The organism is Burkholderia sp. PvR073, assembly GCF_054055695.1.
In genome coordinates this window covers 23364-42921 of the sequence record NZ_JBSRXO010000019.1, presented here as the reverse complement: position 1 = coordinate 42921, position 19558 = coordinate 23364, and the positions used below count along the sequence as shown (strand labels likewise).

The 19558-nt window shown below is 68.0% G+C and carries 15 protein-coding genes and 4 pseudogenes; 12 read left to right on the top strand and 7 right to left on the bottom strand.

Features of this window, described 5'->3' with window-relative positions; all coding sequences use genetic code 11:
• Window positions 1-2: 2 nt before the first annotated feature.
• From ACVK00_RS32600 to ACVK00_RS32580, 5 genes and pseudogenes are all read left to right on the top strand, one after another.
• Window positions 3-737, top strand: a complete 735-nt coding sequence (locus tag ACVK00_RS32600) for an ABC transporter permease (protein WP_284901389.1) — start codon at window positions 3-5, stop codon at window positions 735-737.
• On the top strand, window positions 734-1501 hold the full coding sequence (locus ACVK00_RS32595) for an ABC transporter permease subunit (RefSeq protein ID WP_284901391.1): 768 nt from the start codon (window positions 734-736) through the stop codon (window positions 1499-1501). Before ACVK00_RS32600 ends, ACVK00_RS32595 begins: the two co-directional genes overlap by 4 nt.
• A gap of 26 nt (window positions 1502-1527) precedes the next feature.
• Window positions 1528-2910 (top strand): LLM class flavin-dependent oxidoreductase, encoded by a 1383-nt coding sequence (locus tag ACVK00_RS32590; protein ID WP_284901393.1) that lies wholly within the window; start codon window positions 1528-1530, stop codon window positions 2908-2910.
• Window positions 2911-3183: 273 nt separating this feature from the next.
• Window positions 3184-3282, top strand: a pseudogene (locus ACVK00_RS32585) (TauD/TfdA family dioxygenase); the annotation flags it as partial.
• Window positions 3283-3437: 155 nt separating this feature from the next.
• Window positions 3438-3914: pseudogene (locus ACVK00_RS32580) on the top strand (acyl-CoA dehydrogenase family protein); the annotation flags it as partial.
• 1 nt (window position 3915) lies between these two features.
• On the opposite strand, the pseudogene ACVK00_RS32575 reads toward ACVK00_RS32580, so the two are convergent.
• Together ACVK00_RS32575 and ACVK00_RS32570 are read right to left on the bottom strand one after the other, a co-directional pair.
• Window positions 3916-4614 (bottom strand): annotated as a pseudogene (locus ACVK00_RS32575) (molybdopterin-dependent oxidoreductase); the annotation flags it as partial.
• A gap of 120 nt (window positions 4615-4734) precedes the next feature.
• On the bottom strand, window positions 4735-5919 hold the full coding sequence (locus ACVK00_RS32570) for a porin (RefSeq protein ID WP_354123347.1): 1185 nt from the start codon (window positions 5917-5919) through the stop codon (window positions 4735-4737).
• A 483-nt stretch (window positions 5920-6402) separates the two neighbouring features.
• Between ACVK00_RS32570 and ACVK00_RS32565 the strand changes: the two genes are divergently transcribed.
• Together ACVK00_RS32565 and ACVK00_RS32560 are read left to right on the top strand one after the other, a co-directional pair.
• Complete coding sequence (locus ACVK00_RS32565; RefSeq protein WP_284901397.1) at window positions 6403-6747, top strand: DUF3088 domain-containing protein; 345 nt, start codon at window positions 6403-6405, stop codon at window positions 6745-6747.
• A gap of 64 nt (window positions 6748-6811) precedes the next feature.
• Window positions 6812-7810 carry an ABC transporter substrate-binding protein gene (locus tag ACVK00_RS32560; RefSeq protein ID WP_228910852.1) on the top strand — a complete coding sequence of 333 codons (999 nt, stop codon included), beginning with the start codon at window positions 6812-6814 and terminating at the stop codon, window positions 7808-7810.
• A 250-nt stretch (window positions 7811-8060) separates the two neighbouring features.
• Here the strand turns inward: ACVK00_RS32560 and ACVK00_RS32555 are convergent, their stop codons facing one another.
• The 3 genes from ACVK00_RS32555 to ACVK00_RS32545 all read right to left on the bottom strand — a co-directional run bounded on the left by ACVK00_RS32555 (window position 8061) and on the right by ACVK00_RS32545 (window position 12169).
• Window positions 8061-9770, bottom strand: coding sequence for a M14 family metallopeptidase (locus ACVK00_RS32555; RefSeq protein WP_284901399.1), 1710 nt, complete (start codon window positions 9768-9770; stop codon window positions 8061-8063).
• An 81-nt stretch (window positions 9771-9851) separates the two neighbouring features.
• Window positions 9852-10931 carry an ATP-grasp domain-containing protein gene (locus ACVK00_RS32550; RefSeq protein ID WP_456826981.1) on the bottom strand — a complete coding sequence of 360 codons (1080 nt, stop codon included), beginning with the start codon at window positions 10929-10931 and terminating at the stop codon, window positions 9852-9854.
• Between the two features lie 293 nt (window positions 10932-11224).
• On the bottom strand, window positions 11225-12169 hold the full coding sequence (locus ACVK00_RS32545) for a hypothetical protein (RefSeq protein ID WP_284901403.1): 945 nt from the start codon (window positions 12167-12169) through the stop codon (window positions 11225-11227).
• Window positions 12170-12335: 166 nt separating this feature from the next.
• Between ACVK00_RS32545 and ACVK00_RS32540 the strand changes: the two genes are divergently transcribed.
• Window positions 12336-13211, top strand: coding sequence for a LysR family transcriptional regulator (locus ACVK00_RS32540; protein WP_228910844.1), 876 nt, complete (start codon window positions 12336-12338; stop codon window positions 13209-13211).
• 32 nt (window positions 13212-13243) lie between these two features.
• Here the strand turns inward: ACVK00_RS32540 and ACVK00_RS32535 are convergent, their stop codons facing one another.
• Both ACVK00_RS32535 and ACVK00_RS32530 read right to left on the bottom strand, forming a co-directional pair.
• A complete protein-coding gene (locus ACVK00_RS32535) occupies window positions 13244-14512 on the bottom strand; it encodes an ATP-grasp domain-containing protein (protein WP_284901405.1) in 1269 nt (422 codons plus the stop codon).
• 52 nt (window positions 14513-14564) lie between these two features.
• On the bottom strand, window positions 14565-15998 hold the full coding sequence (locus tag ACVK00_RS32530) for an MFS transporter (RefSeq protein WP_284901407.1): 1434 nt from the start codon (window positions 15996-15998) through the stop codon (window positions 14565-14567).
• A 434-nt stretch (window positions 15999-16432) separates the two neighbouring features.
• Between ACVK00_RS32530 and ACVK00_RS32525 the strand changes: the two genes are divergently transcribed.
• The 4 genes and pseudogenes from ACVK00_RS32525 (at window position 16433) to ACVK00_RS32510 (ending at window position 19465) form a co-directional block, all read left to right on the top strand.
• Window positions 16433-17551, top strand: a complete 1119-nt coding sequence (locus ACVK00_RS32525; RefSeq protein ID WP_354123344.1) for a TauD/TfdA family dioxygenase — start codon at window positions 16433-16435, stop codon at window positions 17549-17551.
• Window positions 17552-17656: 105 nt separating this feature from the next.
• Window positions 17657-18595 carry an ABC transporter substrate-binding protein gene (locus ACVK00_RS32520; protein WP_284901411.1) on the top strand — a complete coding sequence of 313 codons (939 nt, stop codon included), beginning with the start codon at window positions 17657-17659 and terminating at the stop codon, window positions 18593-18595.
• Window positions 18596-18688: 93 nt separating this feature from the next.
• Window positions 18689-18880: pseudogene (locus tag ACVK00_RS32515) on the top strand (GNAT family N-acetyltransferase); the annotation flags it as partial.
• A 396-nt stretch (window positions 18881-19276) separates the two neighbouring features.
• Entirely contained in the window at window positions 19277-19465 is a 189-nt protein-coding gene (locus ACVK00_RS32510) for a hypothetical protein (protein WP_105786888.1), read from the top strand.
• The last annotated feature ends 93 nt before the right edge of the window (window positions 19466-19558 follow it).

Sequence of the window (19558 nt, the reverse complement as noted above, 5' to 3'; positions counted from 1 at the left end):
CGATGGCCGCGGATGATTCGCTGCTGGCATTGCTCGCGTTCGGTAACGGCGGTTACGGCCGCATCTTTGCGAGCGCGTTCGCGCTGACGCTTGGCGTCGCCGCGGCGTCGTTTGGCGCCGGGACGCTGCTCGGCATCGCCGGCGCGCTCGGCAAGCTGTCACGGCACGCGTCGCTCGCGTGGCTCGCACGGATTTACACGACACTCGTGCGCGCGCTGCCCGAACTGTTGTGCCTGCTGCTCGCGTTCTACGCGGTCGCACCGGCGCTCGAGGCCGTTCTGCATCGCATCGGTGTCGCGTCCGACGGTTTCGCATTCGATCCGTTCATCGTGGCCGCGTTGTCGCTCGGCTTCATCCAGGGTGCTTATCTGACCGACATCTTCCGCGCGGCGCTCATCAACGTACCAGTCGGGCAGATCGAGGCCGCGCACGCGTACGGAATGCGCCCGTGGCAAACCTTGACACGCATCCGGCTGCCGATCGCGGCGCGGCTCGCGCTGCCGGGCGTCGGCAACGTGTGGCTGAACGCGACCAAGGATGCGTCCTTCATCAGCGTGCTCGGGTCTTTCACGGATCTGCTGAAGGCGAGCCAGCTCGCCGCCGGCGCGACGCGGCATTACGTGTTCTTTTATCTGGTCACTGCGGCGCTGTTCCTGTTGTTGAGCATCATGTCGACGGGCTTGTTCGCCATGCTCGAGCGGTATGCGAATCGCGGCACGAGGCGCGCCTCCGCATGAGCTTCTCGCCGACGTTTCTGCTCGACACGGTGATGCCGAAGCTGCTCGCGGCGGTGCCGACAACCCTGGCGCTGTTGCTGTTGTCCGGCATCGCCAGCATGGTGATCGGCATTCCGCTCGCGCTTGCGGCAAGCTCGCGTCACGTACCGTACCGCTGGTCCGCACGCGGCTGGATCATGCTGATTCGCGGCACGCCGCTGCTGGTGCAGCTCTATCTGCTGTATTACGGCTTCGGCCAGATCGTCCCGCGCGAATGGATGCGCGACAGCTGGGCGTCGCCTCTGTTGCGGGACGCGTTCTGGTACGCCGTCGTCGCGTTGAGCGTGAACGAGGGTGCCTACGTCGCGACGATCCTGCGCGGCGCGATTGCCGGCGTGCCGGCCGGCGAGATCGAGGCCGGCTATGCATACGGAATGACGCGGGCGGGCGTACTGCGCCGGATCGTCGGTCCGCGTGCGTGGCGACTCGCGCTGCCCGCGCTCACCGGCGAAGCGATCCTGCTGCTGAAATCGACCGTCCTCGCGTCGACCGTCACGGTGTTCGACGTGATGGGGACGGCCAATACGCTGCGCTTCGAGACGTTGCGCGTATACGAACCGCTTGCCGGCGCGGCGCTCGTCTATGTCGTGCTCGTCGCGCTGCTGACGATTCCCGCCGCCCGTCTCGAGAAACACCTCAACCGCTACCTGACCCGCGAGCCCGACGATCGCATGCCCGCACGGCGCCGCGGCGCATCGGCCGGCGCGTGGGCGGCACCCAACTGATTCCTGCTTTTGAGCTGAACACGACGATGTCCGATCCTCGCCCCCTGCTGTTTTCCCTTTATGAACAGGCCAGCGTCGGCTGCGGCGGCGCGCCGAGCCTCTGGACCCATCCCGCCGACGAACGGCTGCGCGCGAATACGCTCGCGTACTGGTCGGATCTCGCGCGCAAGGCCGAGCAGGCCGACCTCGACATGCTGTTCTTCGCGGACGTGCTCGGTCTGTATGACGTTTATGGCGGGTCGGCCGACGCGGCGCTGAAGTGGGCGGTGGAGTCGCCCGCGAACGATCCGATGATGCTGATCCCGGCGCTCGTCGCGCAGACCGAGCGGCTCGCATTCGGCGTGACCGCGAGCACGACGTATGAACATCCATTCGCGCTCGCGCGGCGTTTCAGCACGCTCGATCACCTGAGCAGCGGGCGGATCGGCTGGAACATCGTGACGTCCTACCTGACGAGCGCGGCGCGCAATTTCGGGCTCGACCGGATGATCGGCCACGACGAGCGCTACGCGCGCGCGGAGGAATTTCTCGAGGTCGTGTACAAGCTGTGGGAGGGGAGCTGGGCGGACGACGCGGTCGTCGCCGACAAGCTTGAGCCGCGCTACGCGCGCGGCGATCGTGTGCGGCCGATCGAGCACGTGGGCACCCATTATCGCGTGCACGGCCCGCACGTCTGTGCGCCGTCGCCGCAGCGTTCACCGGTGCTGATCCAGGCTGGCTGGTCCGGGCGAGGGCGCGAATTCGCGGCAAAGCACGCCGAAGTGGTGTTCGTCGCGAAGTCGAATCCACACGAGATCCGCACCGGCCTCGATGAAATCCGGCGGCTGGCGATCGAAAACGGCCGGGCAGCGGAGGATGTGAAGGCGCTCACGGTGCTGCGCCTCGTGACTGCGCGTTCGACGGCCGACGCGAAGGAGAAATACCACGCGCTGCAGCAGCACTATCACCTGCAGGCTCAACTCGTCAGCTATGCGGGCGACACCGGTATCGACATCGACCGCTATGCGGACGACGAGCCGCTGACGACGCAAACGGAAGGGCTGACATCTTATGTGGTGCGGCCGGACGGCAGCGGCAAGCCGCTGACCGCGGGCGACGTGCGGCGCAAGTTCGCGAGCGTCACGCGCGGCACCGACCTGATCCTCGTCGGCGCGCCGGACGAAGTCGCGGACCAGCTCGCCGAGCATGCGCGGCAGTCGACGACGAGCGGCTACATGCTCAATCCGCTGGTCAGCCCGGGCACGCTGGACGACTTCGCGGAACTGATCGTGCCGGAATTGAAGAAGCGCGGCCTGTACCGGACGACGGCGCCTACCGGCACCTTCCGTTCGCGGCTGAGCGGACGCGATCGCCTTCCGGACAGCGCGCATGGAGCGTCTTTCAGGCAATCCGGATCTGACGGACTCTGACGAGCGGGTCGATACGGCACGGTCGTTCCGAGCGCCGTCGGTAGCACCACGCGCTTCGGCGCGACAGTCGCGCCGCCGGTGTTGTCTCAGTGGTTCGACGCGGACGAAGTCGTCCTGATAACGGGTGCGAACGGCGCGGACAAGTGCACGTTCATCGAGGTCCGGAACGGCATTCAAGAACTGGATGGCGGCACGCTGGTGTGGTGGCCCGAATCGACCGAATTCTCGGTGCCTCGGGCGTTGCGATGGTTTGTCAGCCCGAGCAATATCCATGAAGTGCTGATCGTGTCGAACATCGTCGAAAACGGCAGGCCGATCGAACTCGGCGACGCCGGCCATTTCTGGCACTCCGGCCTGTCGTACCGAGCACGCATGCGCATTCCCGACGCAGGCATAACCAAAGCTGAAATCGGTTTTTCACGCGTGGCGGATGCGTCCCTATACTTTTCGGTGCCGCCTGCGGGCTGCGTCGACGGCTCACGCAATCGTGCGTGTGGCCGTCGTTTTCCTGGAAGAGGGACTGCCGAATGAATGCCCGTCATGGCGCCGAAGCGCGCGACGCGCTGCGTACCGCGCTCGCTGCACTGCCTGAACTCGTAGCCGAGATCGGGCGCGACGCCGCGCAACGCGAGGCGCGCCGCGAACTGCCGTTCGAAGGCTTTGCGCTGTTTCGCCGCTCGTCGCTCGGCGTGCTGCGGATTCCGGTCGAACGCGGCGGCATCGGCGGCACGCTGGTCGATCTGTTCGACACGATCGCGACGCTCGCTGCCGCCGATTCGAACCTCGCGCACGCGCTGCGCATCCACTACGACCTGACCGAGACGCTGCGGCTGTCGCCGCGCACGCCGTTCAACGACGTGCAACTCGAGCGCGCGCTGGCCGGCGCGATCTTCGGCGGCGCATCGACCGAGCGCGGCACGCCGCGGCCGGGCGAGAACACGACCGTGCTGCGCCGCGATGGCGACCATCATCGCGTGACCGGCCGCAAATACTATTCGACGGGCCATAGACGACGAGCGCGCGCTCGAGAATGCGATCGAGCGGCAGGCTGCGCGTCATCGCCGCGCCGTCCGCGCCTTCCGCGAGCAGCCATTGCGCGGCCGGGTCGATGCCGGTTTCGTCGAGCAGCGTCGACAGCCGCACGCCGGTCCATTCGCAGCACGACAGCAGCCCGTGCGTGAACTGGACGGGCAACCCGCTCGGGCCGTTCCATTCGCTGCCGGTGTTGCCCGAGCATTCGAGGAAATGGATTCGCGACTCGGACGGAAAGCGCAGCAGGTCGTCGAGCGTGAAGACGCGCGGCTCGCGCACGAGCCCGTGGACGACCACGCGATGACGCTGCGCATCGATATCGGGCACGCCCGCGTGATGGCGTTCGTACACGAGGCCGTTCGGCGTGATGTCGCCGAACAGGTCGGCGAGCGGCGTCATCGACGAGCCGGAGCCGGGCAGCGCCGGCGCGCGCGTGCTGCGGCGGATCACGTCGCGTTCGTGCCCGCCCGGCACGCCGTACGGCGGCGACAGCAACGGTGCGCCCGGCGTGCGCGTCCACGGCGGTACGTCGAGTGGCGCGAGCGTCTGGCCCGCCAGCGCGCCGCCTGTTGGCAGCAGCGCGGCGGCCCAGCCGCCGGCGAGCTGTCGCAATGCCGCGCGGCGGCTGGTGCGGCGTGGACGGGAAGAGGTATCGGTCATCAGCGAAGCCATGTCGCGCGCGACGCGGCAGCATCCGGAAAAACGGACATTGTCGGCAACCGCGCGCGGCGCGACAAACAACGATTCCCGCTTTGCTTATCGCGCCGCGCCCGTGTCACGTTGCGCGCACGTTCAGAACTTCACGCGCAGCCCGCTGACGAACGCGACCTGACGGTTCGTCGACGACGCGCTGCCGATGTTCGCGATCGCCGCGATCTTGCGATAGCCGCCCGACGACGCGGTGCTCGCGTCGCCTGCGGCGAGCTGGTAGATGCCGGACAGATAGATGTCGGTGCGCTTCGACAGCGCATAGTCGAACCCGAGCGTGAACTGGTGCCAGCGCGGCTTCAGCGTCTGGCCTCCGGTACCCGGCAAGCCGCTCGCGCGTCCGTCTGTGAACGTATAGACGCCGATCAGCGTGGCCGCCGGCGTGATCTGGTAGCGCCCGTTCACGTCGTAGTTGTTGAATTTGCGCGACGAGCCGTCGACGTAGTCGAGTTGCGTATGGCTCCACGCGAAGCCGAGCGTCGCGCGGCCGAGCGCGTAGTTCGCCCCGGCGACACCGATCTGCTGTTTGCGCACGCCGCCGTTCAGCCCGTAAAAGAACGCGCCGCTGTAGTCGTTGCCGGTCGTCGTGGTCGCGCCGCCCACCGCGCCGCTCGTGTTCGACGTCGCGTTCGGGTGATTCAGCCGCACGTAGCCCGCACCCGCCGAGAACGGACCGTTCACGTAGTTCGCCGCCACGCCCCACGCGTTGTTGTTCGAGAAACCGGTGCCTGCGCCGCCATTCGCCTGGTTGCTGAATGCATAGAGCACGTCGGCCGTGAAGCCGGCGATCGTCGCGCTGCGGAATTTCACCGCATTGTTGATGCGGAAGCTCTGGTTCAGGTTGTCGTTGTCGCCGATGTGGGTTGCCGGCGACCAGAAGCCGGATCCCGAGTACGGCGCGACGAGGTCGGTGATCGGCTCGTACTGGCGGCCGAACGTCAGCGTGCCGAGACCGGTCTTGTTCAGGCCGACGTACGCGGAGCGGCCGAACAGGCGGCCGCCCTGGCCGAGCCCGCCGTCGCTCGGCCGGAACCCGCCTTCGAGCGTGAACACCGCCTGCAGGCCGCCGCCGAGATCCTCGACGCCTTTCAGGCCCCAACGGCTGCCGCTCAGCTTGCCGCTCGTCTGCTGGATGTTGCTCGCGCCGCCCTGGTTGTTCGTATAGGCGAGGCCGGCGTCGACGACGCCGTACAGCGTGACGGAACTCTGCGCATGCGCACCGATGGAACCGATCGAAAACAAACTCAGGACTACCGACTTCTTGATCATGACTATCCTCTGTTTTTTATGGGTACGTCTGCGAGGATCACGATGCTATTGAATTCGGCATGGTCGGCGAATACTCGATCCGTGATTTGCAATTCGCTGCGCGACCGAATTGCAATGCGCGTCGATGCCCGCCCGGCGCACGCGCCGCGATCGCGTCCGGCTCGCTTGCTGCGGCGAACGCATTGGCATCGATGACAAACGCCGGGCGACGACAACGTGCGAACGCGCCCATATCGATCGATGAAATCGTTCGATGCCGCGACGAAGTTCGTTCCACTGACGATGTTTTTATGCAACGCGGTGCTGTGACACGCACGGCCGATGCGGTATGCACGTCGGCATATCGATTCCGCAAAACGTTGGTAGGGCCGCACGATGCGCGGCGGTAGAGTCGGGCATCCGGCCGCGAGCCGGCCAGCGCCGGCGCACCGCATGCTGCGTGCGTGTGTCCCGGTGAAACTACCAACATGGGAGCCGAGTGAAATGAGTCGGGATGTACTGTTTCTGCTGGAACCGGGCTTTGCCGATCCGAAGCATCCGGGCCGACACTTCGTCTGTCCGCACGGACTGGCGATCGAAGGACTGCTCGCGAGCGCGCCCGACAGGAGCGACCGCCTCGACGTGCGCCGCGTCGGTTTCGAGCGGCCGCGACACGCGGTGATCGACGTGCTCGACGACGCGCATCAGGGCCTGCCGGTGCTCGTGTTCGGTAGCGCGCAACCGGCGCCGGACGATGCGCAAACGCTCGGCGCGGTGCGTTTCGTCACCGACCCGCGCCGCATCCTCGACCTGCTGGCCGAGCGCCACGGCTTCCCGACGCTGCATTGACGCACGTCGACCGTCGCGCTCGGCGGTTTCCCTTTTCTTTTCATTCAATCGACAGGAGCATCCGATGGCGTCAACTTCGGCGGCACGCCGCCGCCTGCTGCTCGCCGGCGCCGCGCTCGCGGCGACCCCCGTGGTCGCGCGGGTCGCGCTTGCCGCGCCGAGCGTCAACGCCGATCTCGCCGGTACCACACTGCGCGTCGCGACCTACAAGGGCGGCTGGCGTGCGCTGCTGCAGGCGGCTGGCCTGAGCGACACGCCGTACCGGATCGAGTGGCGCGAGTTCAACAACGGCGTGCTGCACATCGAGGCGTTGAACGCGGATGCGCTCGACATTGGCTCGGGCAGCGAGATTCCCGCCGTGTTCGCCGCGCGCCAGAAGGCGAGTGTCCGGTTCATCTCGCGTACGCGGGAAGACCTGAACAACCAGGTCACGCTCGCACGCAAGGACACGCCGATTCGCAGCATCGCGGACCTGAAGGGCAAGCGCGTCGGGTACGTGCGCGCGACGACGTCGCACTATTTCCTGTACCGGCAGCTCGCGGAGGCCGGTCTCGGTTTCGACGACATCCACCCGATCAACCTGTCTCCGACCGACGGGCTGTCTGCCTACGATCGCGGCGATCTCGACGCATGGGCGATCTACGGCTACAACGGCCAGCTCGCGCGCAACCGGTACGGTGCACGCGTGCTCAAGACGGGCAAGGGCTATCTGTCCGGCAATTTCCCGATCTATGCGAACCCGCGCACGCTCGACGATCCGCGCCGGCGCGCGGCGACCGGCGATCTGCTGCTGCGGTTCCAGCGCGCGTACGCGTGGGCGAACGGGCATTTCGACGCCTATGCGCGCGTGCAGAATGGGGAGACGCGCGTGCCGGTTGCCGATCTGGCGGCGATGTTCGCGCAGCGCAGCGACGACTACGCGCTGCTGCCCGTCACGCCCGACGTGGTCGCGCAGCATCAACAGGTCGCGGACGTGTTCGCGCGAATCGGCGTGCTGGATGGTCCGGCCAACGTCGCGCCGTTCTGGGATACGTCGTTCAATGCGCTGGTGGCATCGGCGTGACGCCAGACACGAGACGTTGAGCCCGTCGATGCCGGTCGTGTCGAACCCGTGTTCGAGCGCATCGGCGACCGTGCGCGGGCTGCCCGACAGCACGGGGCCGAGTCCGCCGAGGCCGGCCCAGTCGATCACGCGATCGACGGTCCAGCCCGACCCGTCGGCCCGCGAGCGCGCGACGACCTTCTGCAGATTGGTGTGCCGATGCCGCTGTTCCATGCCGGGTCTCCAGGGCGGTGAAGGAGGCGGGGGCAGGTCAGCCGAGCAGCCCGTCCCAATACAGTTCGGCGGCCAGCTCGACCGCGCGCGTTTGCGTCGTATGGGCGAGCCGGAACGCGTCGCCTTCGATGGTCTCGTCGGGAAACTCGGTGACGAGCGTGAACGGCACGGTCGAGCGGTGATCCTCGAGTACGTGGCACGGAATGCCGTTGATGCGCGGAAACGGCAAGTCGCCCGCATGCGCATGCCACGCGTGGATCTGCCGCTCGTTGAACGCGACGAGCTCGTCCCACTGCGACAGCGCGCGGGTCAGCGCATCGAGGAACGGCCGTCCGTCGTGGCCTGCATGGTGGCGCAGGATCAGGAAGAAGCCCTTCGGAATCGACCACAGTTCGCTGCCGCGCGGGACGTAGCCGCTGCGCGGGCGCGTCCATTCGTGCGCGGGGTAGCCGTGCAGGCTCAGGTGCAGCCGCGCGCCGGTGCGTTCGACCGCATCGAGCCGGGCGGCCTTCTCGCCGAACGGCGGCTGCGTGCGGGCTTCGAGGTCGTCGCCGAGCGCGGTGAAGCGGGCCGCATGCGACAGGTGCGTCGGATAGGTGGCGCGCAGGTGGTGATGCAGCGCGGCGCCGTCCGGGTTCTCGAGCGGTACAAGCGCGTAGTGCGCGCCGGGGCGCGCGTTCAGCGCATGGGCCGCGCGCAGCGCACCGACCACGCCCGACGTTTCGTTGGCGTGCTGGCCGCCGGTGATGACGAGCCCCGGCAAGGTACCGCGTACGTAAATGCCGTTCACGCTGCGGCCCTGGTGGGACGTATAGGCGAAACGCTCGCCGGGCAGTGCCGCGAGCGCACGGGCGACGGCGGGCGGTGCCAGCGGCTTGGCGAGTGCCGCGAGTGCGGCCGGCGATGCGAGCGGGTCGTCCGGCGTCGCGCGGGTGTCGGCCGCATCCGCATCCGCGCGGATAGGCGTTTCAAGCGTGATGTGAACCGTCGTATCGCCTTGCGTGCGCTTGATCTCGGGCACGATCTGCCCGGATTGCAGCGTGCGGTCGGACGCGTCGCGGCCCGCGTGGGCGTGGAAGAATTCGGCCGCGCCGTAATAGGCGTCCTCGGTCCACGCTTCGAGCGTGCTGACGAGCTCCTCGCCGTACGGCAGCGTCCATTCGATGCCCGACGTGGCGATCGCGATCCGCAGCGTGTCGAAGAACGGTGCGCGGTCCGGCCACGGATGCGCGCGCAGTGCGTCGAGCGTCGCGGTGGCGGCGGCCTCGAATTCGGTGACGAGCGGCCCATCCTCGATCAGCATGTCGCCGTTCCACGCGCGCAGCCAGCCGCACGGCGACGCGGTCGCGTCGTTCGGCGCGAAGACGCGATGCGTATCGCCACGGGCTTCGACGACGTAGTGCGCGGGATCGTCGCCCGGTTTGAACGCGAATTCGAGCGGCGCAAGCCAGCCGGCGAGCGGATACGCTTCGAGCCGGAAGCGCTGGTATGCGCCCGCGGGCGTGCGGATCACGATGCGGCCGGCGCGCGGTGGCGTGAATTCCTCGACGAAGAAATGCAGCAGCGGCTTGTACGCGCTGCGCAGCACCGCGTCGATGCCGTGCGCGGCCAGCGTGCGTTCGGCGTCGCGGCGCGCCGCATCGTCTTCGAAGAGCCAGGCTTCGATGCGGGTCGCGGTACCGGCCGTGAAGCGGTCGGTCAAGGTGTGCAGCGTGCGCGGATAGGCGGCGGAGAATAGCGTCGTCATGGCGAGGGGGATGAGTCGGGTAGTCGTTCGGCGCGCGTCCGCGCCGGTTGTGTCGAGTCTTCGGTCGGCGGCGATTCCGCGCTAGCCGGAAATCGTGGGCTGCGCGACGGGACCGCCCACGGCCGACCTGGCGGCAGGCCCGGACGCCGCATGCTCGGGAAGCGCGGCGGGCAGCGCGACGCGCACATAGAGAAACGCCCGCCGTTCGCGGTCGGGCAGTACCTGCGGGCCGTAGCTGATCGTGACGGCGCCGTCGTGCAACTCGCCGGCCTGTGCGAAACGCCACGCGCCGGGATCGCTGTCGAGCAGGAATTCGGCGCGCGCATAGGCGTGCGGCTCGAACAGCTCGGGGATCGCGACCGGGCGTCCGTCGAGTTTGTCGAGCAACGCGTCGACCACGTTGAACCCGTAGCCGTCGCGCACGATGTCGCAGATGAAGCTGCCCGCGATGCGCGGATTCAGCTCGATCACGTGCGGGACGCCGTCGCGCACGATGCAGTCGAGATGCACGGGGCCCCAGGTGAGCCCCGCGGCCGCGGTCGCGCGTGTGCCGACGTCGATCAGCGCGCGCAGCGTATCGGCGTCGAGATCGAGTTCGGACGTATAGCCGCGTTCGAGAAAACCGGCGCCGTGCCGCTTCAGCTTGCGCAGCGCGCCGACATAGCGGCCGTCGAAATACTCGACGCAGTATTCGCTGCCGCTCAGGAATTCCTCGATGACGACGCGCTCGGTAGCGCGCGATGCCGCATCGGCCTGCGCGGCGGCGAGTGCGTCGAGCTGCGCGCGCACTTCGGCGATGTCCTCGCAGCGCCGGACGCCGTCGCTCGCCGATCCCTCCGACGGCTTGACGACGACCGGAAAGCGCAGTGGTTCGGCCGCGGGGGGGGGGGGGCGGCGGGGGGGGGGGGGGGGGGGGCGGGGGGGGGGGGGGGGCGGGGCGGGGGGGGGGGGGGGCGCCCCCGCCCCCCCCCCCCCCCCCCCCGGGGGGCCCGCCGGGCCCCCCCGCCCCCCCGCCCCCGCCCCCCCCCCCCCCCCCCCCCCCCCCCCCCCGCGGCCGGGATCCCGTGCTCGGCGAGCAACGCCTTCTGGTTCGACTTCGATACCGCGTGTGCGACATGCCGTGCATCGGGGCCGGGCAGGCCCAGCGCGTCGGCGACCCACGCGGCGGTGCGCGCATAGGTGTCGTGCGCGGTGGTCACGCGCAACGTGTCGAGTTCGTTCGGGAAGCGGGCGCGCAGCCAGGCGGCCAGTTGCGCGGCGTCGGGGGCGAGGTTGACCGTTTCGACACCGTCGGGGAACGCGCCGTCGAGACGATGGCCGGGCGCGGTGATGACGGTCACGGCCACCTGGCGCGCGAGCGCGGCGCGCACCAGTGCGACGCTGCTTCCGGTGGCGCGTGCGCCGATCACGATGAGTCGCTTCATGCTGGATCCTTGTCGAGGACGGGAGAGGGGCTAGCGCGTGCGCCTGCGCAGACGCTGTGCTTCGAGGCGCGGCAGCAGGTGCTGCACCACGCGCGGCAGCGTATAGATCGGCAACTGCGCGCACGCGAACACGAGCGCCATGGTCGGCGTGGCCGCGAGCCCGAGCGCCGCCCACATCAGCCCGACGTTGCGGTTGGCGACGATCAGCGCGACGTTCAGGCGCGTGCGGACGTCGCCGGGCGTGATCCCGTACGCGACGAGCTGGAAGCCGGCGTTGACGGCGAAGGCCAGTGCGATCGCCGTCAGCGCGCGGTGCGGCGCGTCGATGATCGACTGCTGCATGCCGGCCATCGTGCCGAGCGCGAACACCAGCAGCGCGATGACGACGATTGCATCGATGGGCGTTGCATAACGGTCGAGCCGCGATCCGGCGAAGCGCCGCACGACCAGCGCGACGCCTTCGGCGCTGCCGATCAGCAGCGCGAGCCTCAGCGCGAGATTGACGGGCGAGATCGACACGGCCGCGTCGTGGCTGAACCAGGCCGTCAGCAGCGGCGCAGTGACCGGTACGAACACCATCGACGCAAGGGTTGCGACGAGCGCGACGCTCGCGTCGAGCGACAGCATCCGCGCGATCGTCGACGTGCCACTCGACGGTGGCGCGCAGTAGGCGACCACGAGTGCGACGACCCAGTCGTACGGCATGCCGGCGAGCCGCGCGGCGATGCCGAGCGCGACCGGGCACGCGATCATCGTCGCGGCCGGCAGCAGCAGCGACACAGACGGGCGTCGCGCGACCGCGCGCACGGCGCTGGGCTCGACGCGCAGCAGCGTGCCGAGCACGAACAGGAACACGGTGACGGGCATCAGCGGCCGCGCGAGTTCGGCGAGCGGCGGGACCAGCAGCCCGAGGCCGACGCCGCACGCGAGCACGGTCGGCCCCCGCCGCACCAGCGCGGCGATCAGCGCGCGCATCGGTGAACCGCGGACCCGCGGCGGACGACGGTGAAACCTGAGCAGACAGCGGATGGCATGCGGAGTCCTCGGAAGGGGCCGGCCGGCACCGAATGTCCGCTAGGCTAATCCGGATGATGGGCGAAGTAAAATGATATAACCTGAATCAGTAACAAGAGAACGTGATATGAACATACCTTTGCTCGAAACCTTCCGGGCCGTCGTTCAGGAGGGCAGCGCGCTGCGCGCGGCCGAGCGGCTCGGCTGCACGCAGTCGAACGTGACCGCGCGACTTCGCCAGCTCGAGGAGTCGCTCGACGCGCCGCTGTTTGACCGGCACGGCAAGCGGCTGGTGCTCAACGACGCCGGTCGCAGGCTGATCCCGTATTGCGACCGCATCCTGCGCCTCGTCGACGAAGCGACGCAGGTCGTCCGGGAGACACCGATCGCACGCAGCTTCCGGCTCGGTTCGATGGAAAGCACGGCGGCCACGCGCTTGCCGGCGCTCGCGGCCGCGTTGAAGAAGCGCGATCCGGCGCTCGGTCTCGTGGTACAGATCGGCAGCGAGCCGGAGCTGGCTGACGCCCTGCTGCGCGGCCGGATCGACGCCGCGCTGACCGCGCGTGCGCTCGTGCGGCCCGGGCTGCGTTACGAGCCCGCGTTCGCCGAGGACATGGTGCTGGTGAGCGCGGCTGCGCTCACGCGCCGGCAGTTGCTGGCCGACAACACCGTGCGGCTGCTCGCGTTTCACGAAGGCTGTCCGTATCGCTCGATCGCGGAGCACTGGCTGAAGGCGCGCGGCTTCGCGATCGAATCGGTGTCGTCGTTCGGCACGTTCGGCGCGATCCTCGGCTGCGTGGCGGCCGGCATGGGCGTCGCAATCCTGCCGAAGCGGATCACGACCGAGCATGTCGCGCGCAAGGAGCTGCGCGCGTATGCGTTCGACGATCTCGGCAGCGTGACGACCTACCTCGTCACGCCCGACGACGCGCCCGTGCTGCCCGAACTCGATGCGTTGCGTGCGGTGCTGGGCCGCCAGGCGGGCGCGCTGCTCGCACGCTGACCCGGGCGCCGCGGCGCGCGGCGGCGGCCGCGCTAGGCCGGAGCAACCGCGCGTTCGTCGGCGAAGAAATCGGCCTCGATTTCGCGGATGCGCCGGCAATCCTCGAGCAGCCGCTCGAACGTCGGGCTGTAGAGGCCGACCGTGCCGAGCGCCGTCTGCAGGTCGGTGGTCACGCGCAGCGTGTCGCCGACCTTGATCCATTGCTTGAGACCGACGAACGACGGCAGCGCCTGGATCGCCTGCCACGTGAAGTCCTGCCGGAGCACGCCGTTGCGTGACGACAGCAGCAGCACGTGGCCGCAGTAGCCGCGAAAATCCGTCGGCGCGGTGACGTCGCCGAACAGTCGTTCCGGATGCAGCACGGCTTCGACGGTGGCGGATACGTGGTTCTCGCCGCTCACCGCGCTGGTCAGCCGCGGGTCGAGGCTGCCGTGCAGCCGCGCGTTCAGTTCGACGATCGTCGGGCCGTCGGCCGTATCGAACAGTTCGAGGTGGGTCGGTCCGAAGCGCACGTCGAGTGCGTCGAGCACGCTGGCCGCGTAATCGAGCAGCGGCGCGTAGCGCGGGTCGGCATGGTTCAGCACCAGCATCTTGTCGAGCCGCGGCGCATGCGTGCGGTCGCGGTGCACTTCCCATAGGCTGACCACGCGATGGCGGCCTTCGAACGACACCGAATCGACGATGTATTCCTGCCCCTCGGAATAACTCTGGATCACGATGTCGTCGTTCGGCTGGTTGTACAGCGAACGGGTGGCGAGCACGTCGCGCGCGGCCGCGTCGACCTGCGCGAGGGTCCGGCAGATCTTCACACCGGCCACGCCCGCGCTGCGCGCCGGCTTCACCACGAGCGGCAGCGTGGCCTGCGCGCGTGCCCATTCGAGCGCTTCATCGACCGACGTACTGTGGAAGTGCGCCGGTGCGCGCAGGCCGGCCTGGCGAATGCGTTCGTTCATCGCGAACTTGTCGCGTCGCGCGGCCGATGTCGCGAGCGGGTTGCGATACGGCACGTCGAGCCGCTCGGCCAGCGTGTCGGCCAGCTCCAGCGCTGCGTCGAGGCCGTGCAGCACGGCCCCGATCCGCAGGTCGCTCAACTTCGCTAGGGTTGCGTCGATGTCGCCGCGATGCTCGACCTGGCGGACGTAGTCGGACGGATTGAACTGGTTCCGGTAGATGGCCGGCAGATCGGGGGCGCTGATCACGTGCGCGCAACGGATGCCGTACGCGCGAAACGCGGGCGCCAGATAGGCGGCCGTCGACGCGCCGTCGACGATCAGGACGGTATCGATGAAGCGATGCTGCATGGAGTCCTCGCTCGGCTGGGGAATCGGTTGAAGGATGGCGGACCGCACGCGATCAGGGCCGCGTGCCGGCAGGCGGTGCGTCGCCGCGCCAGCGCGCGGCCAGCACGATGCAGACGGCGACGAGCGCGGCCGCGATCGCGAACGCGCGCGCCGCGCCGGTCACGATCGCCGCGCCCTGGCCGGCGACCAGCGCACCGAGCGCCGCGACGCCGATTGCGGCCCCTACCTGGCGTGCGGTATTGAGGATCGCGGACGCCGTGGCCGAGCGGCCGGTCTCGACGCTGCCGAGCAGCGTCGACGTCAGTGCCGGAATCGCGATGCCGCCGCCGACCGCCATCGCCGCGAGCCCGGGCGCGAGCAGCAGGTACGGCGTATGGGCGGCAAGCGTCTGCCACAGCCACAGATAGCCCACGAGCGATACGGCGAGGCCGATGACGACGGTCACGCGGAATCCGTACCGGACGGCCAGCCGCGCGCTCGCGATGTTGGCGAGCATGATGATCGTGAGCGGCGCGAGCGCCAGCCCCGATTCGGTCGCGGTGAAGCCGCGCGCGTTCTGGAAATACAGGCTCAACGAGAAGATCAGCCCGTAGAACGCGGCGTTCGTGATCGCACCGATCGCGAGCACGCCCGGCACGCGCGCGATCCGGAAGAACGCCAGTTGCAGCATCGGCGCGGCGACGCGTCGCTCGATTGCGACGAACAGCGCACCGAGCACGACCGACGCGGCCAGCGCACCGACCGCGTAAGGGTCGCCGATGCCCTGGGCGCCGGCCCGGATGATCCCGCCTGTCAGCAGCCCGAGCACCAGCACCGCGACGATCTGACCGGCCGGATCGAACAGCCGCGTGCGCGCGGCGGCCGAATCCTGCACGTGGCGCAGCGTGAGCCATAACCCGAGCGCACAGATCGGCAGGTTGATGAAGAAGATCGCGCGCCAGCCCAGCGAGTCGATCAGCAGGCCGCCGAGCGTCGGCCCGGCCGCGCTGATCGCGCCGCCTGTCGCGCTCCACCACGCGACGGCTTTCACGCGCGCGGCGGCGTCGTTCGCGCACGCATGCGTGATGAGCGCGAGCGACGTCGGCAGAATCATCGCGGCGCCGACGCCCTGTGCGACCCGCGCGGCGATCAGCGCGGCGAGCGATGGCGCGAGCGCGCAACCGAGCGACGCGAGCAGGAACAGCGCGAGGCCGTATGCGAACAGTTTCCGGCTGCCGAAGCGATCGGCCAGCGTGCCGGACGTCAGCAGCAGCGCGGCGAACGACAGCGTATAGGCATCGACGATCCATTGCAGGCCGTGAACGCTCGATCCGAATGAATGACCGAGGCTCGGAATCGCGACGTTGACGACGGTCACGTCGAGCTGGACGATCGCGAAGCCGAGGCTCGCGGCCGCAACCGTCGGGAAGATCGCGCGCAGTGACGTGCGGTGCTGCGGCGCGGCGGCGGCCAGTGCGCTGTCGAGTGCGGGAACACGCTCGCTCATCGCAGCTCCCGGGCCGCGTGGCGGATGACGCCGTGCGTCGGCAGCGATGTCTCGTGGCAGTGGGCGCGGCATGACAGGCGGTATCGGTTCATCTGCGGGTTCCCGTGTGGCGGATGAAGGGCGCCGACCGTCGATCGACGGCCGGCCGCGTCGTGGAGTCCGACAGAAACTAGCATCGACCCGCTAGCCAATACAAATAATAACCGGCGATTTTTTAACAACTATTCGTGTTAAGGGCGGAATCGGCCGGCGCGGCCGCGCGCCGATTGCGTTGCTGAACTTATATCGATAATTTTTGTTTGCAATCGAATTTATATCATTTCTAAAGGGAATGCCGGTCCCCTAGTCTTGTCGAGCGCTTCGCACCGAGGACGGCAACGCGCGGCGGTGGTGGCACACCGCTCTTCGATCCAGGAAATTAATTCGAGAGACCTATGACCTATCTCGCAGATGAACGTATCGCTTTGACGGCGGCGGAGTCCGGCCACATCCGGAAGACGCTCGGCGCGCTAAATTACGACCCAGCCGGCGGCGCCGGCTACATCAGCGCTGTCCGCAAGCTCGCCTACAACGCGTTTCCCGACCGGATCGTCGACGCGTTCGATCGCGCGAAGGCGCCGACCGCCGACGCGCACGGCTCCATCGAGATCGACAACCTGCCGATCGACGGCGACGTGAACGGCAGCCCGCGCTTCGAGGAAACCGGTCGCTCGTTCAAGGCCGGCGTGCTGAGCGAAAACGTGCTCGTTGCATTGAGCACGCTGGCCGGCGAACCGTATTCGATCGCGCACGAAGGGCGCGAGCTGGTGAACAACCTGACGCCGCACAAGACGACCGCGCGCGATTACACGGGTCTCGGCTCCGAGGTCGAACTCGATTTCCATATCGAGAACGCCGCGCAGGCCCACATGCCCGAGGGCGACACGTCGCCATTCGCGTTGCTGCTGCTCGGCATCCGCAGCGAAGCCGGCGGCGGCCCGTACACACGGCTCGCCGACGCGCGCCGCGCGCTGCAGCTCCTGTCGCCGGACGATATCGCGCAACTGTACGGCGAGCATTACATCATCCGGGTGCCATACCGCTGGCGCGGCGCGACCCCGACGCCGCGCGACAACACCGACCTGAGCGCCGTGCTGTCCGGGCCGCTCGACGCGCCGCGCGTGACGGTCGCGTTCTATCCGGACATGGTGCTGCCAGTCAATACGCGCGCTCAGGAAGCATTGGCCAACCTGTATCGCGCGGTACGCGAGGTGTCGTTCGGCGTCCAGGTGTCGCCGGGCAAGCTGGTGCTGATCAACAACCACTTCACGCTGCATTCGCGCGACAAGTTCGATCCGCAATACGACGAGAACGATCGCGCGTTTCGCTGGGTACAGCGTGTGTTCGTCGCGCGCAGCCTGTGGAACTTCCGCGCATTTACGCCGCTGCAGGCGCGCGTATTCGACCCGAAGGCGTTGTATGCGGGCGACTCGCCGGTGCAGCGCCTCGCGCCGGCTGCGCGGCCGGCGGTCCGTCGTGAAACTGCGACCGATCTCGAGGCAACGCCGGCTTGACACGGACCGGAACGTGGGGCGGGGCGATGTGTGGTCAAAATCGTTCGGCTCCCGTCCGCGTTCGTTGCTTTTTTTATTAGAAGGACGGAAAGGGGTGAGTAGGATATGAGACGAACTGCATTCCAGATTGCGCACCTCGTTCGCGTGCTGGCCGTTGCGCTGATCGGCGCTGGCGTCGCCGCCCAGGCCGCGACATTCGACCTTAGCCCCGAGCAGCGGGGCCGGCAGCGCGGCACTGTGAACCCGGCGGTCGAGCAGGCCGTGCCGGGCGGCTTCAGGTTTGCCGAAGCGAACACGCTGACGATCGGCATCGCGCCGAACTTGCCGCCGCTGAGCACGTATGCGACCGACGCGCGCACGGTAGTCGGGTTCGATCCAGATCTCGCGCAACTCGTTGCGGACAGTATCGGGCGCAAGCTGAAGATCGTACCGCTCGCGTGGGCCGACTGGCCGCTCGCGCTGCAGTCGGGCAAGGTCGACGCGGTGATCTCGAATGTGACGGTTACCGAGCAGCGCAAGGAGAAGTTCGACTTCTCGACGTATCGCAAGGATCAGCTCGGCTTCTATGTGAAGTCCGGCAACCGGATCGCGGCGATCCGCGAACCGAAGGACGTCGCCGGGCTGCGCGTCGTCACCGACCCCGGCACGAACCAGGAAAAGATCCTGCTCGAATGGAACCGGCAGAACGTCGAACGCGGCCTCGCGCCCGTCGCGATCCAGTATTACGCCGATGCTGCGGAACGCTGGGTCGCATTGCAGTCGGGCCGCGTCGACACGATCTTTAGCGTGAATTCGATGCTCGCGTATCAGGCGTCGCTGCGCGGCGATGCGAAGCTGATCGGCACCGTGAGCGGCGGCTGGCCGCGCACCGCGGATATCGCGATCACGACGCGCAGGGGCAGCGGACTCGCCGATCCGCTGACGCTCGCGATCAATGCATTGATCGCGAATGGCAGTTACCGGAAGGTGCTCGGCCGCTGGAGTCTCGATGCCGAGGCGATCGACAGGTCGCAGACCAATCCGCCGGGATTGCCGAGGACGTGAACGCGTAACGCGCGTGCGCGGTGCCGGGCGGGCCGCATGGATTGCGTCTGACCGGTCAGGAAACGTCGTCGCGACCACGATGCCGAACACGAGGCCGTTGATCGCCGGTACCGGGACAGGGGGCTGGGTGCGACCTTGCTGGTCAATGCACTGCGACGAGCTGCCCGCTCCGAGATTCCGGCCGTCGCCTTGACCGTCGACGCGAAGGACGAGGGCGCTGCGGCGCTCTACGGACACTTCGGCTTCCTGTCCCTCACGCACGATCCGTTGGCGACAATGAAGTAGGCGGCGGAGCCACCTCATGCGACGACGGCAACCTGGCCGTAGCCGGTTTTTTGGGGTGCGTCGTCAAGTCCGCTAATTCTTATTCGCGGCATTACGTTCTTGTTGAAAGTCGAGACGAACAAATGTCTGCCAAGTGTATTTCTACATCTGCACCTGCAAGGCATGCTCGTTCTTCAGCTACAAGACAAGCGCCGATACCAGGGCCCCCCTCAGGCTATGCCTGATCTGTTTGTTCTGGGTCATCCTGGACGGATGGTTGAGGAGGGATTGCCGGAGGAGAGAGGTGAGGGTGGAGATTCGCGTCGCGCGCCGCGTCATCGCAGCGACATTTTTCTCGCGTAAATCTATGGCACTTCGCCTGTCGGCGGGGTACCGTTTTCTCAAGGAATACCGACCATGGCGGCAAAACGCCTTCGCATCAACATGATTACCCGTCGCCAGTCGACGTTCGATGGCCGGCATCTCGACACCGAGGCGGCACGCCGTTTCGGCGCGCACGCGCACGACGCGACTCCTGCTCATCTGAAAGGTACGCAGGGCGCCCAGGCTGAATGGCTGCCGCGCGTGAAGGTCAGCGAGCGATAACCCGGTTACGCTCGGTGTTCTGCGTCGCCCGGCGCCGTCTCGCGGTGCGGCCCAGCGGGTCGACCCACCAAAGAAGCCGCGATGCATCCGTGA